We start from the raw sequence: 17,301 nt of genomic DNA on the forward strand, positions 1-17,301 counted from the left end.
GTTCAATTATAGATAGATGTTTTTAAACGTAATAGTTTAATATTGGTTTTATTTTACACTATATATATATAGTGGTAAATTAAAATAGGTGATTGATCATGTGCTTAGTTATATTTCTAATCAAGAATTAGGGGTGGTATGTGTATGAAAAAAGTGATGGTCTTTATTACAGATGGTTTTGCTGATTGGGAAGCCAGTTATGTGACAGCTGAGTTAAATAAACAGGGAACAGGATTTCAAGTTCAGACAATGGCAATCGACAAACACCCTAAAACTTCAATGGGAGGATTGACCGTTCTTCCCGATTACAGCCTAAAAGACTTTCCTTTTAAACTTGACTTTGCGATGTTAATTATACCTGGGGGAACGGGATGGAGAGAAAAGAAAAATCATCAGGTAAAGAAACTGGTGAGCTTTTGTTTTGAACATAACATTCCGGTTGCAGCGATTTGTGATGCAACGACCTTTTTAGGGAACTATGGGTTTCTTGATCAGAATAAACATACAGGTAATTCATTAGCTTATTTGAAAGAAGGAGCACCTAATTATCGAGGGGATGAAAATTATATAGAAAAACAATCTGTTAGTGATAGCTGTCTAATTACAGCTAATGGAAGCGGTGCATTAGAATTTTCGAAAGACATTTTAAATAAATTAAATGTTTTAAAGAGTAAAGAACTGGAAGAATGGTACGCTTTATTTAAAAATGGTTTTATTCCGATAACAGGAGAACATATCGAAAAATAACTCACTTTAAATTACTTAAAAAAAGGCCAGATAGTAATAAAAATTTACTCAATAGGATATATGGCTGCTTTTTTACCGTGTAGGAGGATTCAAAATTGAAAAGAAATTTGTTGTTTTTAGGATTCATGTCTATTCTTTTATTAGTATTGAGCAGCTGTGGTAGCAAGGAAGAAAGTGTGCGTTTCGAAGGTGAAGGAGATCATTGGAAAGCTTTATATCTTTTAAATAAAGGAGAGAATACTCAAAACGGGCAAGGCAGTATCATCTATAAAGGAAAAGACAAGGAGAAAGTAGGAAAAGTTTCTTATATTGTAGAAGGGGAAACAAGCACATTGTCAGGTACGGATGACGAGACAGAAGGGGAAATTAATTTAAATGGGAGCTGCAGCGGATGCGCGACTCAAAGCAGCAACGCTCCTTTTAATGTGACAATAAAATGGAATGGGAAAGAAGATAAATTTGATTTAACATCAAAGTAGAACGATAAAACGTTGTATGTATATGAAACTGAAAATCTAACCACATTAATAACCTATTCTCCTTATTCCAATAAAGTTAAAAATCCTTTGCCTACACCAGGGAAGGATTTTTTTTATAAATCTTGCTTTTATCGGTTGTTAATCTAAATAAAGGGGAATTACATCTATTAAGAGCATACAAAGGGGATAAATCTTAGTGACAAATTATAGGTACTATACGGGATCCCTGTTCGTCAGGGAATTAGAACGTTTAAAAGAAGAATATATTCAACTTGAGCTCGATGATATGAAAAGAATGGTTGAAGAAGATATTTTACTCTTAGAAAAAGCGGTGAATATGTTGTCTATAAATACTGTTTCTTAAATTAAGCAACTTACTTAAGATGCAATAAAGTATTATCTAACGACTACTGTTAATTCAATTTTAAAAAATGCTACCTCTTGTAACTGGGAAGAGGTGGTCTTTTTCAATTTCCAGACTGGATAGGGCACACTAAGTAAAAAAAAGCGTTTGAAAGTATTTTATAACATTTCCTAGTTTCTAAGAAATGTTGCCCAAACAAAAAAGGACATTTCTTCTATGTCCTGTTCCCTCGTATTAGCCCCGCCTACGCTAAATACTATGACAGCCACTCATGCCATCCAACCTATACTTAGTATAAACGAAAGCGTTTACAAAGTAAAGTTATTAATGAAATATTCTGTCTATTATTTATATGAAACTTATCTATCTCGAAAAATATCAAAAATGATAGGTGATGTTTTTAATGTCTAGAGATTAACTCACTCATTAACCTGTTTAAAGCAATGTGTAATATATCATGTTCTGTATACTCTTGTTCAAAGGCTAGACTTCTTTTTTCTTTTTTCTTCAACAACTTTCTAATTTCATCACATAAATAAATTTGAGAATCCAAAAGCTTTATTTCTTTTCTATCTTTTATTTGTTTAGACATGAAATCAACTCCTTTATGACTCTTTAAGAAACTATTCTATCTTAAAAAGTAAAAATCCTTCTTCATATTACATCGGATTGGGGTAGTGGGGTTTGTCAGAAGTAAGAACTTTAGATTAGAGGAAAATTAATCCTGTTTTTTGAGAAACAATGTGTCAACAATGCTACAAAAGGATTCTTTTTCTATTTAAATATTTTTTAAGGTGTAAATCCTTAAAAGTTAACTTCCTTTAATTATAATTAATGGTAAAATAATCAATATAAAAGGAGGTTACCATGCATTCCCCATAGGAAGCCTTATTGGCTGGTTCTCTTTATTCTGTATTCATTATTCTATCTTTCATAATTAGTTTCTTTACTTGAAAAATACTTATTATAAATTCTTATAGATCAGTAGGAGAAGTTGAGGCAATTTCTCTTTTTATTCATTTCGTTTTGTTCGGAACGGATTTTAGATATTGGTGGTGGGGACACGCTATGTCTATTCTTAACATCTTTGAGTTTTTAGCGACTACGTTTATAAGCGTTCTTCTCTTTATAATTAGCGAATGTATTCTTTATTCCTGTTTGAAAAAGCTATATAGGACGAATGTACAAAAAGGTGCTTAAATCTAAAACAAAAGGAATCTTAATGCAATAAGATCCATCTCATTGTAAAAATGTCATTGAAAGAAAGGCAATAAGTTGAAAAAAGCCGTGACGACTGTTTTAGCAATTCTACTAATGGGAGCAGCGATTTTTTATTTTGTTACATTCTTTGCCTATATCCCATCTAATAAATTTTTCAGTTTTCCTGTCCCTAAAAATGCAAAGCTAGTAAAAGGAAAAGAACGTGTAAACATATATGATTGGTCTAAAGCTTCTGAAGAAAACGGCATCCCGTCAGGATATAAATTAGTAATTAAATCAAAAGGGTGGAAGGAAAGGAACCGAGAAGGGGCCTCTACTTATTATGAAAAAGGAAATAAGATAATTGATTTAATATCTCAAACCGATAAATTAACCCTAATTAAAGACAAAGATTAAGTATACGTAAAATGTAAGAGAGGGTTTTTTTATTGATTCCAGAATTACATACAAAAGTGTTCTATTTAAACAGATTAATGGTTTCATTCAATTATGTATCTACTTATTTCAATTTGACTGTTAAGTATATTGTAATCAGAAATGTATATTTGCTTTCGCTAGCGATATTTATTGAATCAAGTATGGAATGAATTATAGTTTGTGGTTAACTTTTTAGAAGGAGTAGATAAATCAATGAGTACAAAAAGAATACACCTTACCCCATTTGAAACAACTCACATTCAATACTTACATAAATGGTTAAATGATGAACGGGCAATACGAATGATAGGCAGAACACCTTTAACTTATGAAGAAGTAGTACAAGAAGTAGAAAAGAAAAGATTGAACAGCGATTTAATTTTAGGAATTGAAAGCGATGAACAAGAGTTAGTTGGATGGGTATTTCTGAAGGATATAGACTACGCACATGGAAGAGCTAGTATAGGAATTCTCCTATCTTCAGAATCTAGAGGTCATGGGTACGGTCGAATGGCTATGGAGCAAATGATTGATTTAGGATTTAAACAGCTTCGTCTAAATAAAATCTATTTAACTACAAGAGGAATAAACAAACAGGCCATTGCATTATATGAAAAAATTGGTTTTGTCACCGAAGGGAAATTAAGAAATCATGCTTATGTGGATGGGAAGTACGTAGATACATATTTTATGGGTATACTAGCTTCGGAATGGAATAAGTAAGCTTATTTTTAAAATTCATTTGCTATTATGAAATTAAAAAGCTAGTACTTCTTAAGATAGGCATTTAATTTTAGACAAAGGGAGAGATAGAAATGAAATCCTATAACTATTTTTGTTCTACTCAAATCGAGGTAGGGATGGGCAAAGCTAAAGAATTACCAGACATGCTAACATCTTTAAATATTGGTTCATCAATTTTAGTCGTTAGTGACCCTGGTGTAGTTCGTGCGGGATTAGTTTCACCAATTGTAACTGCCTTGGAGGCTTCTGGTTATCGAGTGTCGGTATTTGATTCAATTGAACAGAATCCTCGAGATACAAATTGTTTGGCAGGTGCTAAATTATTTTGTGAATTTGGTGCAGATGCAGTTGTTGCCATTGGTGGCGGAAGTGCAATGGACACAGGAAAAGCTATCGCACTGTGCGGCCCAAACGGCGGGGAACCATCTGACTATGCAGACGGTCGACTTCTGTATTCAAACATTGCACCAGTTATTTGTATTCCAACTACTTCAGGTACAGGCTCAGAAGTTACTCGTTCTGCCGTTATCACGGAAGCAGCTACACACCGAAAGATGACGCTCAAACATAGTACATTAAGGCCTGTCTTGGCGATTCTTGATGCTGAACTAACATTAAGTCTTCCTCCTTCTGTTACGGCTGCGACTGGCATTGATGCATTAGTTCATGCGATTGAAGGCTATACCTGTAAAGTCACAAATCCTATTTCACAAGCGCTTGGGGCTCAAGCAATGAGAACCATTGTTTCGGCATTGCCTATCGTTTTCCGCGATGGTAAAAATGAAGCGGCTCGTCAAGATATGCTGGAAGGAAGTCTCTTATCTGGCCTTTGTTTTGGATCTGCAGATGTTGCCTCAGTACACTGCCTAGCAGAAGCGCTTGGAGGACTTTATGATACCCCGCATGGAGTTGCTAACGCAGTATTTTTACCATACGTATTACGATTTAATTCTACGGAGAATAAGCAGCTGCACGCAAAATTAGCAAGGTATATGAGCTTTGCTAAAGATTCAGATTCAGACGAAGTAGCTGTTGGAAAATTAATTCAAGGAATTATAGACTTAACAGAATTATTAAACATTCCTAAATTAAAAGATTTAGTGGGTGTAAAGAAAGAAGACTTTCCGAGTATTGTAAGGTTGGCCATGGAAAACAACTCATCGTCAAGTAACGTCCGTTTAATTACCGAGGCTGATTATATGCAAATTCTTGAACAAGCCTATTTTAACCATGTAGATAGAAATTGGAATTCTGAAGTAGAGAGCTTAAATTAAAAGATAAAGATTAAATACTGGCTCCCAATTGTCAGGCTGTGTCTAACAATTGGGAGCCAGTTTATAATCAGCAAAGGATTCTTTTTAGGTGCTTTTTAATCATCGCTCTCTTAATGGTTTATATTCTTCTTTTATGTCTTTCACTTCTTTGTGTGTTAATCAGTAAAAGTACTCCAGAAATCAGGATAATAATACATACTAACTTTTTAATAAGTGCACGTGGCAGATGCTCAAACCATCGTCAAGCATTTCAAAGCTATCCTTTTTGTAAAATAATCAAAGGGATAGCTTTTCTTATAAAATCGGATATATTTCTCCGTTTAAATCGTTCACAAATATAAAGGGTAAAATTGGCACCTATTTGTAATGAGATGACGTAGGGTCACAAGGTGGTTTTGCAGTATTGGTTGATTGTGCTAACTTAGTTAAATAGTAGCATTCTTCCCTCATCATATGATCAGCCATTAAAGCAGAAAATGTACTAAGCATTTCGTTCGATAGTTCTAATTCTTCGATCTCATGAAGAAATACTTGAAATAACTCTATTTCTAACTTGACGTCTTTGTTCATTCTCTTTAATGCTGGAAAGGATTCAAGGTTCGTTCTTAAATAACCAGTTAATTCTACAGCCTTCAGATAAAAATGTTCAAAATGGGTAGAAAATTGCATACTCTTTTGTTTTAGTTGCTTTTCTACTGCATCAAGACTATCGGAAATAGCTCCAGCATGTCCCGCAGCATCTAATATCCATAACAAATGATGGTGAAGCTCATGAAAGATGGGTGGAATTTGTTGTTGTTCTAAGTAGCTAAGAATTAATAAATACTCATCCAGCTCATTGACCATATGGTTTAGAAAAGTAGGTGTAAGGTGAATCGTGAAGTCAGTTGTTAAATGCTTTCTTAATAAGGAAAGTTTAAATTCTTTGAGTGCTATTGTTTGAGCTTTAGCTTTCATTGTAATGCTTTCTAGGTTGTTATGGTCTGCTTTAACTTCTTCTAACAAACTATTAAAAGTTTGGATGAAAGTTTTAGCCGCCTGGATTTCTTCTTGCTCTTTTTCAGCCAAGGCATCTAAGATAAATTGGGAATGGTCTTTCAAAATTTGCATCCAAAATGTATGTTCAAAAATTGCATTTTGAGTAAAGCTACTATTCATTGTTTTCCTCCTTTAATAAGATAGTCACTTTCCATACATATTAAAGAAAACTTATTTATATTAATATATAAGAGAAAATCTAGCACATTTAAGGTAAATGTTTTATCAAAACCAAACTACATTTTATAAAAAACAGTTATATTTCATTTTTCATTTCCGATTATAAGAGTAAAGTAGAAAGAGATTCTCTAATCCCATTGCTTCAAGTGGACAACACGCTAAAGGAAAAGCCTCCTGATTCATTTCGTATCAGGAGGCTTTCTAATTTATAATCTTTTAAGCAAATTACTCTAGACGAACGATCACCACTATAACTACCTTTCAACAACCAGAAGAACCGCTGATTAAGATCAATAGTTTTTTCTGTTTGTTATGTATTTTATAATAGTTAAAAAACACTTAAAGAAAGGGCTTTTCGCTTTGTTTTATAAATGAGATCTATTTAAGACAAATCCTGTAATTAACTCATTAAACTGAGTCCACTGTTTGGTAGGCAGTTGGTGACCTTGATTGGGTAAAACAAAGAATTCAGCATCTTACACTTATTTTTATACTCTTTCATATAGTGAGCAGTCCAATCCTTTTTTCCACCATATATAAACAATAAAGGCATCGTTAAGCGATGAAGCTTGTCTACACAGTTATAGTGTAATGAATGATTATAATACTGATACCAGCATTCCTGGTCTGATTTCCTCATGTAACTAACTAGATTCTTTCTTAATGTTTTGTCTCGAGTATGACTTATAGCAAGGCTTGTTGTTAGTATATTCGGATGTTCTTTTACCATATACATTCCTGTTTTATGTAATAGCCGTCCAGGTATATCTCTTACTATAGGATAAGCTCCTGAAAGTATTAATAATTCAATTCGATGGCGATAATGAATAGCTAGCTCTTGAGCAATTAGACAACCAGCAGAGTAACCACATATAATCACCTTGTCTAGATGCAGCGAATCCATAAAACGTACTAACTCTTTTGCATAAAAAGAAATTGATACAGGCTGTTTAGGTTTTGAGCTTCTTCCATGACCACTTAAATCTGGAAAGATGACTCTCATATGTTTGGATAACTCGTGTTGATATTGGAATACTTTATAGCCAAGTCCAGGGGGATGAATAAAGATGACAGGGGTGCCTTGTCCATACTCTTCATAATACAAATAGTGATTAGTGTTTGTTTCAATAAAAGCCATTATTTTTCACTCCAAAATCAGTTGATGAGTACTTTTTAGTTAAGTCTAATCTAATTTACAAAAGATATAATCCTTTACTATCTTACAGTTAATTCAATATAGTCCCTTGTTGATTCTCGACCGTTTGAGATCAACAAAATTTTTATTATTTATTATGAAGAAACTACGTTCACTATAAAAAAGTCATGTATTCTTGCTAATAAGAATTCTAGTAACGTGAATGGTGATGACTAAAAATGTATGAAATATATCATATAAAGAGAAAAACTTCCCCGGTCTGCCGAAGGGAAGCTCTTTTTATAGGTTGCTTATACTACATAATGAGAAATTGAGAATGAACATCTCTCCATTTATTCCATAGTTTGATCAAGTTTTCATACTTTATTCATGTTAAGTGTATTTGTTGGCTTATTTCGTATAAGTGTGAGTACCCTAACTAAATCTATATATTATATACAGTTTAAAAATAGAAAAAGACCACCTCTTACCAGTCAAAAGAGATGGTCTTCTCCCATTCATTGAATTGTAGTCGTAATTGACTCTATCATAGCGTCTTTTTTAGTTTGCGCAAGCTATTGATAACTTATATATATAAAGAAAAGCTTCTGGTGCTTAATCAGGAATCTTTTGTGTACATAGTGCATATTTTTTACTTGTTTTCTAAAACATGCTTTTTACTCGGTTCTCTCATACTCAAAACTACACCTAAAAGGACAATGATTCCACCAATAAATTGGTTTATGCCTACCACTTCATTAAGGAGCAGAACAGAAAATAACACACCAAAAATAGGAACAAGATTCATTAACGTCATCGCAGAACTAGAAGATAATTTGCGTAATCCAAAATTATATAATAAAAAAGCGATAACCGAGCAGAAAACGCCTAGGTACAATAAGGTTAGAAATGATCTTATATCTGGTGTTTGCCAACTTGACTTCTCTATAAAGGCTAATGGAATAAAGGTAATAGCTCCCGCCAAAGTTTGATAAAAAGAGATCGTAATCATGGAATATTTTTTGACAACTTTACGAGTTGTGAAGTTATAGAGAGCAAAAATAAAACCTGCCGCAATTAATATAATATTGCCAATTAATTGTTTATCATCTGTCTGAGTTTCAGGACTATAGGATATTTGATATACACCTATCATCGCTACTCCAATTCCTATGGCCTTTACCCATGATGTCTTTTTTCTAAAAAAGAGAAATTCCATTAAAACCGTTATAGCAGGATACGACGCTACAATAATAGCGGCATTCGATGCTGTTGTTAGTTCAACTCCTATGTTCTCCAGAGAAAAATAAAGGGTAGTGCCTAGTACACCGCTTATAGACATTAATCCTATATCCTTGAATGAAGGCTTTATTTTATCTTTCCTGATTAAGAGAATAAGTCCTAAAATAACAGCAGCTATAACAAAACGAGCTGCTCCTAATGTAAGGGGTGGAAAAGAGGTATAGGCTATTTTTGTCCCCACAAACGATGTACTCCATAAAAGGACGGCTATTACGGAAGCACTTATGTATAAACCATTTCCTCTTCTAACCTTTCTTATTTTTAAGCTTTCTTGTTGTTTCGCTATCATTGTATCCATTAGTACACCTCCAAGCAGTATTAAAAACTATTACGTAGCTACTTTTGTAGCAACTAAAATTAAATTATAATTTTTAAACCCAACTGTCAAGGGCACTAATGGTATACTTAGTTTGAAATTATTGACTCTATCCCGGTATTATCAAGGAGGACCAATCATGACACTAGATATAATAAAAATTTTGAAAGATGTTAATTTTACTGAATATGAGGCAAAAGCATATTTAGCTTTACTAGAAAAATCTCCTCTTTCAGGGTATGCTATTTCATTAAATTCTGGAGTGCCCAGATCTAAAATTTATGAAGTATTGGGAGGACTAGTAGATCGAGGAGAAATCATGGTCAGTCATGAAAATCCTGCTCTGTACACACCCTTACCTCCTAATGAATTAATCAACTTGAAAAAACGTAAAGCTGAATCTTCGTTGGAAGTAGCTGAGGAAGCTCTCGAAAATTATTCTTATGTATCTTTAAACAGAGAAAATATTTGGAACATTACAGGGTATGAGCCTATATTAAATCGCACAAAGGAAGCTATAAAAGAAGCTACAGGGCGTATTCTATTGGAAATATGGTCAGAAGATGCCCAGGAATTAAAAGAAGAATTACAAGCAGCAGCCAAAAGAGGCGTAGAAATTTTAATTGTGTCCTATGGAGATTTAGTATTTGATTTTGCGCAGGTTCATCAGCATGATGCAAGCGAAGAAATAACCAATGAATATGGGGGACGATGGATTGTTCTAAGCGCTGATGATCGAGAGGTAGTTGCAGGTATACTATCACTTGGTAAGGACAGCCGTGCTGCCTGGACGATGCATCCGGGATTAGTTATGCCAATTACAGAAGTAATCATTCACGACTTGTATATCTATGAAATGATGAAAAAACATCGAGGAATCCTAGAATCAAGCTTTGGACCGAATCTTATTGAACTTCGTAATCGATTTAAATTTAACTCATCAGGTTATAGCGTAGCAGCAAAATTAGGTTTGATTAAATAGCCAGTATTAATGCATATATACTAATAATAAAATTACTTATCATATGATTTTTGGATAACTACTCAAGATGGATGAAGCATTATTTGACTACTTTTTAATAAACAGAAAAACCACTGATTGAGGTCAGTGGTTTTTCTGTTTTTAAGCGATGTATCGTATACATCTTTAGTTACCATAATGGCCTATTTAGGAACGTATGTAAAAAAGAATCCTTCCTACAGTAGGCAAGGAGTCAGTATTGGTATAAGAAATGCTTGATCTTTATACAGCGAAAGTTGTCTTATTTACTAAGATTTAGTCATATGATGTTTGTTAAAAGTCACATATTACTATAGTTTTTGAAATTAAATTTTAACATTTTAAAATAATTGTTGAAATTAAATTTCAAACACGTTATTCTGTACTTGAGAACGATTTCAAACAAAAACAAAGATAGGATGATAAGAAATGCTTGAACATTTAACTACTGAGACTCGTAATGAAAAAACAATGAATCTGGATGAAATGTCCATTTTTGATTTTCTTACAACCATGAATGAAGAAGATGAAAAAGTTGCGAGTGCGATAAAAAAAGAACTTCCTTCTATTGCAAAAGCTGTAGAAGCTATTATAGAAGCTAAGAAACAAGGGGGGCGCCTTATTTATATAGGTGCAGGAACCAGTGGACGCATCGGCTTGCTTGATGCTGTTGAGTGTCCGCCTACATTTGGTACAAGTCCAGATGAAGTAATAGGTTTAATTGCCGGCGGAGAAAAAGCCTTTATTAAAGCAGTAGAAGGAGCAGAAGATAGTAAAGAGTTAGGCATGGAAGACTTACAAAACATTCGACTTACTAAGGCGGACATCGTTGTGGGGATTGCAGCAAGTGGTCGTACACCTTATGTCATTGGAGCATTAGAATATGCGAACTCAATTGAAGCTCAGACAGTAGCTGTTAGTTGCAATAAAGGTTCTGATATTGGAAAGGTAGCAAACATTGCAATTGAAGTAATAAATGGTCCTGAAGTATTAACAGGTTCGACTCGTTTAAAAGCTGGAACAGCACAAAAATTGGTTTGTAACATGCTTTCGACAGCTTCCATGGTAGGTATCGGAAAAGTGTATGGAAATCTAATGGTAGACGTTCAGCTGACGAATGAAAAGCTCGTAGAACGCGCAAAACGAATTGTGATGGAAGCAACTTCATGCACGTATGATACGGCAGAAGAGTACTTAGCAAAAGCAAATTGTAATTCTAAGCTTGCTATAGTCATGATTTTGACAGGCCTTTCATATGAGGAATCTTTACATCGCTTAGAACAAACACAAGGATTTATCCGTCAAGCGATCGTGAATTAAGTAGCGAAACTATAAGGGAGATGGAAACAACTATGAGTAAACATCATCAAACAGCTAAAGAACTGCTTCAAGCTCTTGGAGGCAGTTCTAATATAGCGAATTATACACACTGTATGACAAGACTCCGTGTCACTCCAGTGGATCATAATAGAATCGATGAAGCAAGTATAAAACAAGTGAAAGGAGTGGTAGGAGTTGTCAATGATGATACGTATCAAATTATTCTAGGACCAGGAGTAGTTACGAAAGTTGCTGAACAATTTGGTATTGTACTTCAAGAAGATTCTGCAGCTCCTTCATCTGAAGATTTGACTTCAAAAGGTACAGATATGAAGTCTGAGCTAAAAAAGAAAAACAATACGCCATTCAAAAATTTTTTACGAAAAGTTGGAAGCATTTTCATACCTTTAATCCCAGCATTCGTAGGTGCAGGTTTAATAGCTGGTATTGCCTCTATTTTAGCCAATAGCATAACCGCGGGAGATCTTGATAAAGATACTTGGCAACAATACGTGACGATTCTTAATGTAATTAAAAATGCAATCTTCAGCTATTTAGTTATTTATGTAGGTATTAACGCAGCAAAAGAGTTTGGAGCTACTCCAGCCCTAGGTGGAGTTATCGGGGGTATCACCCTTTTAACGGGAGTTACAGAAGAATTTCCTATTATGAATATCTTTACTGATCAGCCTCTAACTGCTGGGCAAGGCGGGGTTATTGGGGTTTTGATTGCTGTATGGTTACTCTCATTTTTAGAAAAATTCTTACGTAGGTTTATTCCCGATGCAATCGATATTATTGTAACGCCAACAATTGCTCTTCTGATTGTCGGATTGTTAACGATTTTCTTTATTATGCCTTTTGCAGGTCTCATTTCTAGTAATTTAATTGGTGGAATAGATTGGACACTTGAACGTGGAGGGGTTTTTGCAGGTTTTGTACTAGGAGTGGCATTTTTACCATTGGTGATGCTAGGTCTGCATCAAGTATTAATCCCTATTCATATTGAAATGATTAACACAGCCGGTATGACCATCTTGCTTCCGATTCTTGCAATGTCTGGTGCTGGACAAGTAGGTGCAACTTTAGCACTTTGGGTTCGTTGTCGTAAAAATAAATCACTTGTTACCATTATTAAAGGGGCTCTTCCTGTCGGAATATTAGGTATTGGAGAACCACTTATTTATGGAGTTATTCTTCCATTAGGACGCCCGTTCATTACTGCTTGTATCGGTGGAGGAATTGGAGGAGCTGTAATTGGAATGTTCGGAAATGTTGGTTCCATTGCTATCGGTCCATCTGGCCTAGCTTTAATTCCATTAATTGCTCATGGTTTATGGCTGAAATATATCATCGGCTTACTTGCAGGATATGCTGGAGGGTTCATCTGCACATATTTATTTGGCATACCAAAAGAGGCTATTACAGAAGGCTCTAATAACAAAGAAGTACCTGAAGCGAAGACAAAAACTGAAGTTGCTGCAACAGGTGAGAAAAAAGAAATGAACGATACAACTTTAGGAAGCGCATTCAACCTTCCGTTTGACGGATATATTGTGCCTCTAGAAGAAGTCCCTGATGCCGTTTTTTCTTCAAAGATGATGGGAGACGGTTTTGCCATCGAACCAACTAATAATACTCTTGTTTCTCCTATCAATGGGGAGGTTGTTAGCATCTTTCCTACAAAACATGCCATAGGTCTAAAAACAGATCAAGGTCTAGAGTTATTAATTCACGTAGGGTTAGAAACAGTGAACTTAAATGGGAAAGGGTTTACATGTCTAATTAAAGAGGGAGAAAAGGTTAAACAAGGAACCCCGCTTTTAAAAATAGACCTAAACTACATTGAACAAAGTGCTAAATCACTTGTTACACCAATCATTTTTACAAATTTATCTGAACATAATCAAATACAGTTATTAAAAACAGGGTACAATGAGCAAGGTATAACAAATATTATTGAGTTAGTTTCTAAAAAACAGTAAGTTAATTAAATCTAATTGATTATTTAAGGGTACTTTTCTAAATAGAAGAGTACCCTTTTTTACTGGCGGAAATTCATCACTTCTAGAGAGTAACCAGGGCTGGATTGGCTATTGGTTCGTTTTTGTAATATTAAACATTAAGCAATGATAGGTTACTTTTACGCCATTTTCGTCACGATGATTATTTTCATATAAATTGATTAACTGACGAAAAAATGAAGGACGTTGACAGTAGTTTTCCTCGTTACTGTTACTTGCTCCAATTTTTTTTATTGATGTAAAAAATGCCTGAACGGTCGGAAAGTATTGAACCTCTAGTTTCGCCATTTTTGATAGTTTAAATGGATGCTCTCTCAATGGAACTAATGCTTGTTCACAAATTTGAGACAACTCTTCAAGAGAAAAAAACGATTGACCAGGTGAACTGTTACTGAAAAGACCAAGCTTTTGTTTCGCATGACTGTAGCATGAATGAAGCTCTTGAAATGTACCATTACCAAAGGTTGAAAATAGCAGGCTGCCTGCAGGCTTAAGTTGTTTATACAATTTTTTGATTGTCGTATGGAGACTATTAAACCACTGAAATGTTGCATTCGAAATAATAAGGTCATACTGCCTTTCTATACTTAGTTCCTCGATATCTCCGCATATGAATGAAACTCGATCTTCCGTTACTTTTTTCTTTGCTAACTCAATCATTCCTGATGACAAATCAACTGCTGTAATAGCAGCCTTAGGAAATTTTTTGCACAATAATTGTGTTAAATAACCCGTACCGCAGCCAATTTCAAGAATAGCTATTTCCTGGTTAAAGAAGTTGGTGGAAAGTTGATCTATTAACTGGTGTGCCATGCTTTTTTGTACATCGGCATAAGCATCATAAGTTTTAGCATGATTATTGAACCTTTTCTTTAAAAGTTGCTTATTAATCATAAATGAGCTCCTTTTCGAGAAATTTTTCTATAAGTTGCGTACAGTGCTGAGGCTTTGTAAAAAAAGGAATATGGCCAGCTTTTTCTAGAATACACAGCTGCGCTTTTCCACCAATTCTTTCAGCTATGAAAGAAGAAGACTCAGGTAAACATATTTGATCATCTTTTCCATGGATCAACAAACAAGGAGTTTGAATTTGATCGAGTTGCATTCTAACATCTTTTTGGAGTAAATAATCCAGCCCTGTAAGGAGGGAGTGCGTACTGTCTCCTTGATAATTACGCTGAGCAAATTCTATAAATTGATGATGAAACTTCTCTTCTTTTTCAGATTTAGTGAACATAGCGTTATAAAATGAAGTGAGGGTTTTTTCTTTATTACGCTGTAGCTGTTTTTTCATACGTTCAACGATGCGTTGCTCCCATCCAAATGTATTATGCACGTCATTTGTAAAGCGACTAGTTCCGCCAATCAATATGAGTCCTTCTATCTTGTTAGGGTATAAACTTGCAAGTTCAAGCGTTACAAGGGAACCTAATGACCAACCCATTAAATAAACAGTACCTTGAGTGGAAGTAAGCAATTGGATTGCTCGCTCTCTAAAGTCACTTAGTTCTTTTACACCTCTCCAGTCTGTACATAAAACGTTACATATAGTAGACAATGATTTTCTGATTGGGTGAAACGCTGCTTTTTCCATTCCCCATCCAGGAAATATTATAATAGTGGATTGTTTCATTGAATCACACTCATTTCTTTTCCAATTAGAGAAACTTTTTTTATGGCCCAATCTAAATCTTCTCGAGTATGATCTGCTGTTACAGTAAAACGAATTCTTGCTTTGTTTTCAGGAACAGTAGGGGGCCTAACTGCAATAGCAGCAATTCCTTCTTTCTGTAAACGCTCTGCAAACTGCATTGTTCTTTTGTTTCCTCCCGTTAAAATTGGAATGATTTGAGACTGACTTTTGCATGTGTTAAATCCTTCGTATGTAAGTGCTCTTCTAAAAAATAATGCATTTTCTTGAAGAAGTGTGCGACGCTCTATGTCTTGTTGTACCTTTTTAATCGCAGCCGTTATTGCACCGAGTATAGCAGGGGGAAGAGCAGTTGAATAAATGAATCCTCGCATTTTATTTTTTAAATAAGCTATGAGCCACTGTTTTCCAGTAACATAAGCTCCAAATGACCCTAGCGCTTTACTAAACGTTCCCATTTGAATATCAATTTTATCTTGCAGATCAAGAAAATGCGTATATCCTTCACCATTTTTTCCGTATATACCGCTTGCGTGAGCCTCATCAACCATTAGTAGGGCGTTATACTGCTCTTTCAATTTAACAAGCTCCTTGAGCTTGGCGAAGTCACCATCCATGCTGAAAACAGTATCTGTTACAATTAACTTCCGTGACTCTAAGGGAACTTTTTTTAATAAATTTTCTAGGTGGTTCATATCGTTATGGCGATAGCGTTGCAGCTTTGCACGGCTCAGCAGGGCCCCATCAATGATACTTGCATGATTTAACTTATCGCTGAAGATGAAGCCATTACGCGGAACCAAGGCTGAGATGATTCCTAGGTTTGCATTATAACCACTATTGATAATAAGTCCTGCCTCAGCTTTCTTCCAATTAACAAGTGCTCGTTCTGCTTTCTCATAAAGAGAGTGATTTCCTACTATTAAGCGTGAAGCCGTTGCTCCTATTCCATATGTCATCACAGCATCACTCATTGCTTTCTTCAGCCCCGTATCTCCTGCGTAGCCTAAATAGTTATTAGAGGCAAGGTTTAACATCCTATGGCCATTGACTGTAAGCCATGGTTGTTCAGCAAATTCTGTAGTAACAAGGTGCCGTTTTTGAAAAATCTCATCTAAATAGGCAAGTTCTCTCTTAATATCTTCTTCCCAATTCAATACACTTTCACCACCGAAATAAATATATGTTAACTTAATTATATTTAAAGTTAACAATTATATCTAATCACGCCTTTAGAACAGTGTCAAGATAAAATAGTTTAAAGAGGAGATACTAGATAATTGTCGCCACATAGCTTCCTACAGTTCATTTTTTAATCTCATGAGTAGACGTGCAACCTTACTTTAGTACTCAAATAAAACCTGAAAAATCAATACCTTGTTCACTACTCGTATTTATTAATTAACTTCTTTTCTTAATGAAAAAGCTGCCAAATAGGCAGCTAATAATACAGCTCTAATTTTTATTTAAGGTTTTGCATTGCCAGGAGGCTTGTTAGTTGGAAAAATTGCTTTTTCCACGTCTTCTGCTGCGATTACTGGATCTACCGTATTGCTAGTTGATTTGCCTTTTTGACTATTGCCTTTATCGCGTTTCTGACTCATTTTTAAATCTCCCTTCAAATATAGTTACACTGTTAAGATGAGTTAATAGAGCGGAGCTTATTCAACCCATTGTCCTTTTTAAATAACATTCTAGAACTTAAAAGTTCTTTTATCAGGACTTATCAGACAATATGCTTCCTTAGATAGTTAGATCGGGAATTTGTTTTCATAAACCGAATATATATTAGGTAATTAAAATAAAGTAAGGTGGATTAGACATGGATAAAAGAGTCATTTTTGACTTTGAAGTCGATTTTACTAATGGCGGTGGAATACAAGGGCAGGAATTTCGTCTCGATATTGAGGGTGATGATATCTCTGATGAAGAATTAGCAAAATATATTGTAAAAGATATGAGGCTGCTGATGGTGGATGAGGTAAGGATACTGCACAAAAAAATTATTAGTGAGAAACATAAACGAAAACCTGCTGAGGAAGATAGTGAAAAATAAAACACTTATATGTTATTTGTTTTAATCACATAT

Annotated in this window: 16 protein-coding genes and 3 pseudogenes; 11 read left to right on the forward strand and 8 right to left on the reverse strand. The window is 34.7% G+C overall.

The features are described from left to right. Positions 1 to 144 precede the first annotated feature (144 nt). The 3 genes from AC0C45_RS05995 (at position 145) to AC0C45_RS06005 (ending at position 1,590) form a co-directional block, all read left to right on the forward strand. A complete protein-coding gene (locus AC0C45_RS05995; protein WP_047933133.1) occupies positions 145 to 747 on the forward strand; it encodes a type 1 glutamine amidotransferase family protein in 603 nt (200 codons plus the stop codon). A gap of 95 nt (positions 748 to 842) precedes the next feature. Beyond that, positions 843 to 1,226 carry a hypothetical protein gene (locus tag AC0C45_RS06000; RefSeq protein ID WP_237892757.1) on the forward strand — a complete coding sequence of 128 codons (384 nt, stop codon included), beginning with the start codon at positions 843 to 845 and terminating at the stop codon, positions 1,224 to 1,226. 196 nt (positions 1,227 to 1,422) lie between these two features. Further along, positions 1,423 to 1,590, forward strand: coding sequence for a hypothetical protein (locus AC0C45_RS06005; RefSeq protein WP_162837691.1), 168 nt, complete (start codon positions 1,423 to 1,425; stop codon positions 1,588 to 1,590). A 400-nt stretch (positions 1,591 to 1,990) separates the two neighbouring features. Here the strand turns inward: AC0C45_RS06005 and AC0C45_RS06010 are convergent, their stop codons facing one another. Next, positions 1,991 to 2,182 (reverse strand): hypothetical protein, encoded by a 192-nt coding sequence (locus AC0C45_RS06010; protein WP_016766338.1) that lies wholly within the window; start codon positions 2,180 to 2,182, stop codon positions 1,991 to 1,993. A gap of 683 nt (positions 2,183 to 2,865) precedes the next feature. Here AC0C45_RS06010 and AC0C45_RS06015 point away from each other — a divergent pair. The 3 genes from AC0C45_RS06015 (at position 2,866) to AC0C45_RS06025 (ending at position 5,246) form a co-directional block, all read left to right on the forward strand. Continuing rightward, the gene (locus AC0C45_RS06015; RefSeq protein WP_053215332.1) at positions 2,866 to 3,207 is read left to right on the forward strand and encodes a hypothetical protein; all 342 of its coding nucleotides are present in this window, start codon (positions 2,866 to 2,868) and stop codon (positions 3,205 to 3,207) included. Positions 3,208 to 3,441: 234 nt separating this feature from the next. Beyond that, a complete protein-coding gene (locus tag AC0C45_RS06020; RefSeq protein WP_047933132.1) occupies positions 3,442 to 3,951 on the forward strand; it encodes a GNAT family N-acetyltransferase in 510 nt (169 codons plus the stop codon). A 92-nt stretch (positions 3,952 to 4,043) separates the two neighbouring features. After that, positions 4,044 to 5,246 carry an iron-containing alcohol dehydrogenase gene (locus AC0C45_RS06025; protein WP_237892755.1) on the forward strand — a complete coding sequence of 401 codons (1,203 nt, stop codon included), beginning with the start codon at positions 4,044 to 4,046 and terminating at the stop codon, positions 5,244 to 5,246. 357 nt (positions 5,247 to 5,603) lie between these two features. Here AC0C45_RS06025 and AC0C45_RS06030 read toward each other — a convergent pair whose 3' ends face one another. The 3 genes and pseudogenes from AC0C45_RS06030 to AC0C45_RS06040 form a co-directional block, all read right to left on the reverse strand. Next, on the reverse strand, positions 5,604 to 6,404 hold the full coding sequence (locus AC0C45_RS06030) for a DUF2935 domain-containing protein (protein WP_034649810.1): 801 nt from the start codon (positions 6,402 to 6,404) through the stop codon (positions 5,604 to 5,606). Positions 6,405 to 6,829: 425 nt separating this feature from the next. Further along, positions 6,830 to 7,602, reverse strand: a pseudogene (locus AC0C45_RS06035) (alpha/beta fold hydrolase). Between the two features lie 649 nt (positions 7,603 to 8,251). Continuing rightward, a complete protein-coding gene (locus tag AC0C45_RS06040) occupies positions 8,252 to 9,199 on the reverse strand; it encodes a DMT family transporter (protein ID WP_171776771.1) in 948 nt (315 codons plus the stop codon). Between the two features lie 157 nt (positions 9,200 to 9,356). Between AC0C45_RS06040 and AC0C45_RS06045 the strand changes: the two genes are divergently transcribed. The 4 genes and pseudogenes from AC0C45_RS06045 to AC0C45_RS06060 all read left to right on the forward strand — a co-directional run. Next, entirely contained in the window at positions 9,357 to 10,199 is an 843-nt protein-coding gene (locus AC0C45_RS06045; protein WP_047933125.1) for a TrmB family transcriptional regulator, read from the forward strand. Between the two features lie 447 nt (positions 10,200 to 10,646). Then, positions 10,647 to 11,537, forward strand: coding sequence for an N-acetylmuramic acid 6-phosphate etherase (gene murQ / locus AC0C45_RS06050; protein ID WP_013084385.1), 891 nt, complete (start codon positions 10,647 to 10,649; stop codon positions 11,535 to 11,537). A gap of 32 nt (positions 11,538 to 11,569) precedes the next feature. Continuing rightward, a pseudogene (locus tag AC0C45_RS06055) lies at positions 11,570 to 12,961 on the forward strand (PTS transporter subunit EIIC); the annotation flags it as partial. A 123-nt stretch (positions 12,962 to 13,084) separates the two neighbouring features. After that, positions 13,085 to 13,522, forward strand: a pseudogene (locus tag AC0C45_RS06060) (PTS sugar transporter subunit IIA); the annotation flags it as partial. A 108-nt stretch (positions 13,523 to 13,630) separates the two neighbouring features. On the opposite strand, the gene bioC reads toward AC0C45_RS06060, so the two are convergent. The 4 genes from bioC to AC0C45_RS06080 form a co-directional block, all read right to left on the reverse strand. Next, a complete protein-coding gene (gene bioC, locus AC0C45_RS06065) occupies positions 13,631 to 14,455 on the reverse strand; it encodes a malonyl-ACP O-methyltransferase BioC (RefSeq protein ID WP_047933120.1) in 825 nt (274 codons plus the stop codon). Then, a complete protein-coding gene (locus AC0C45_RS06070; protein ID WP_237892753.1) occupies positions 14,448 to 15,194 on the reverse strand; it encodes an alpha/beta fold hydrolase in 747 nt (248 codons plus the stop codon). Before AC0C45_RS06070 ends, bioC begins: the two co-directional genes overlap by 8 nt. Further along, positions 15,191 to 16,369 (reverse strand): 8-amino-7-oxononanoate synthase, encoded by a 1,179-nt coding sequence (bioF, locus tag AC0C45_RS06075; protein WP_047933117.1) that lies wholly within the window; start codon positions 16,367 to 16,369, stop codon positions 15,191 to 15,193. Before bioF ends, AC0C45_RS06070 begins: the two co-directional genes overlap by 4 nt. Positions 16,370 to 16,678: 309 nt before the next feature. Then, positions 16,679 to 16,816: a hypothetical protein gene (locus tag AC0C45_RS06080; RefSeq protein WP_013084380.1), complete on the reverse strand. Its 138-nt coding sequence runs from the start codon at positions 16,814 to 16,816 to the stop codon at positions 16,679 to 16,681. 218 nt (positions 16,817 to 17,034) lie between these two features. On the opposite strand from AC0C45_RS06080, the gene AC0C45_RS06085 reads away from it, so the two are divergent. Continuing rightward, positions 17,035 to 17,268: a hypothetical protein gene (locus AC0C45_RS06085; RefSeq protein WP_034649827.1), complete on the forward strand. Its 234-nt coding sequence runs from the start codon at positions 17,035 to 17,037 to the stop codon at positions 17,266 to 17,268. Positions 17,269 to 17,301 lie beyond the last annotated feature (33 nt).

The organism is Priestia sp. VA7 (assembly GCF_055710015.1).

Coding starts and splice junctions, on each gene's coding strand:
- AC0C45_RS06070 (WP_237892753.1), bottom strand. CDS start 15,194: ATGAAACAATCCACTATTATAATATTTCCTGGATGGGGAATGGAAAAA.
- AC0C45_RS06085 (WP_034649827.1), top strand. CDS start 17,035: ATGGATAAAAGAGTCATTTTTGACTTTGAAGTCGATTTTACTAATGGC.
- AC0C45_RS06030 (WP_034649810.1), bottom strand. CDS start 6,404: ATGAATAGTAGCTTTACTCAAAATGCAATTTTTGAACATACATTTTGG.
- AC0C45_RS06080 (WP_013084380.1), bottom strand. CDS start 16,816: ATGAGTCAGAAACGCGATAAAGGCAATAGTCAAAAAGGCAAATCAACT.
- AC0C45_RS06020 (WP_047933132.1), top strand. CDS start 3,442: ATGAGTACAAAAAGAATACACCTTACCCCATTTGAAACAACTCACATT.
- AC0C45_RS05995 (WP_047933133.1), top strand. CDS start 145: ATGAAAAAAGTGATGGTCTTTATTACAGATGGTTTTGCTGATTGGGAA.
- AC0C45_RS06025 (WP_237892755.1), top strand. CDS start 4,044: ATGAAATCCTATAACTATTTTTGTTCTACTCAAATCGAGGTAGGGATG.
- AC0C45_RS06040 (WP_171776771.1), bottom strand. CDS start 9,199: ATGGATACAATGATAGCGAAACAACAAGAAAGCTTAAAAATAAGAAAG.
- murQ (WP_013084385.1), top strand. CDS start 10,647: ATGCTTGAACATTTAACTACTGAGACTCGTAATGAAAAAACAATGAAT.
- AC0C45_RS06045 (WP_047933125.1), top strand. CDS start 9,357: ATGACACTAGATATAATAAAAATTTTGAAAGATGTTAATTTTACTGAA.
- bioC (WP_047933120.1), bottom strand. CDS start 14,455: ATGATTAATAAGCAACTTTTAAAGAAAAGGTTCAATAATCATGCTAAA.
- AC0C45_RS06010 (WP_016766338.1), bottom strand. CDS start 2,182: ATGTCTAAACAAATAAAAGATAGAAAAGAAATAAAGCTTTTGGATTCT.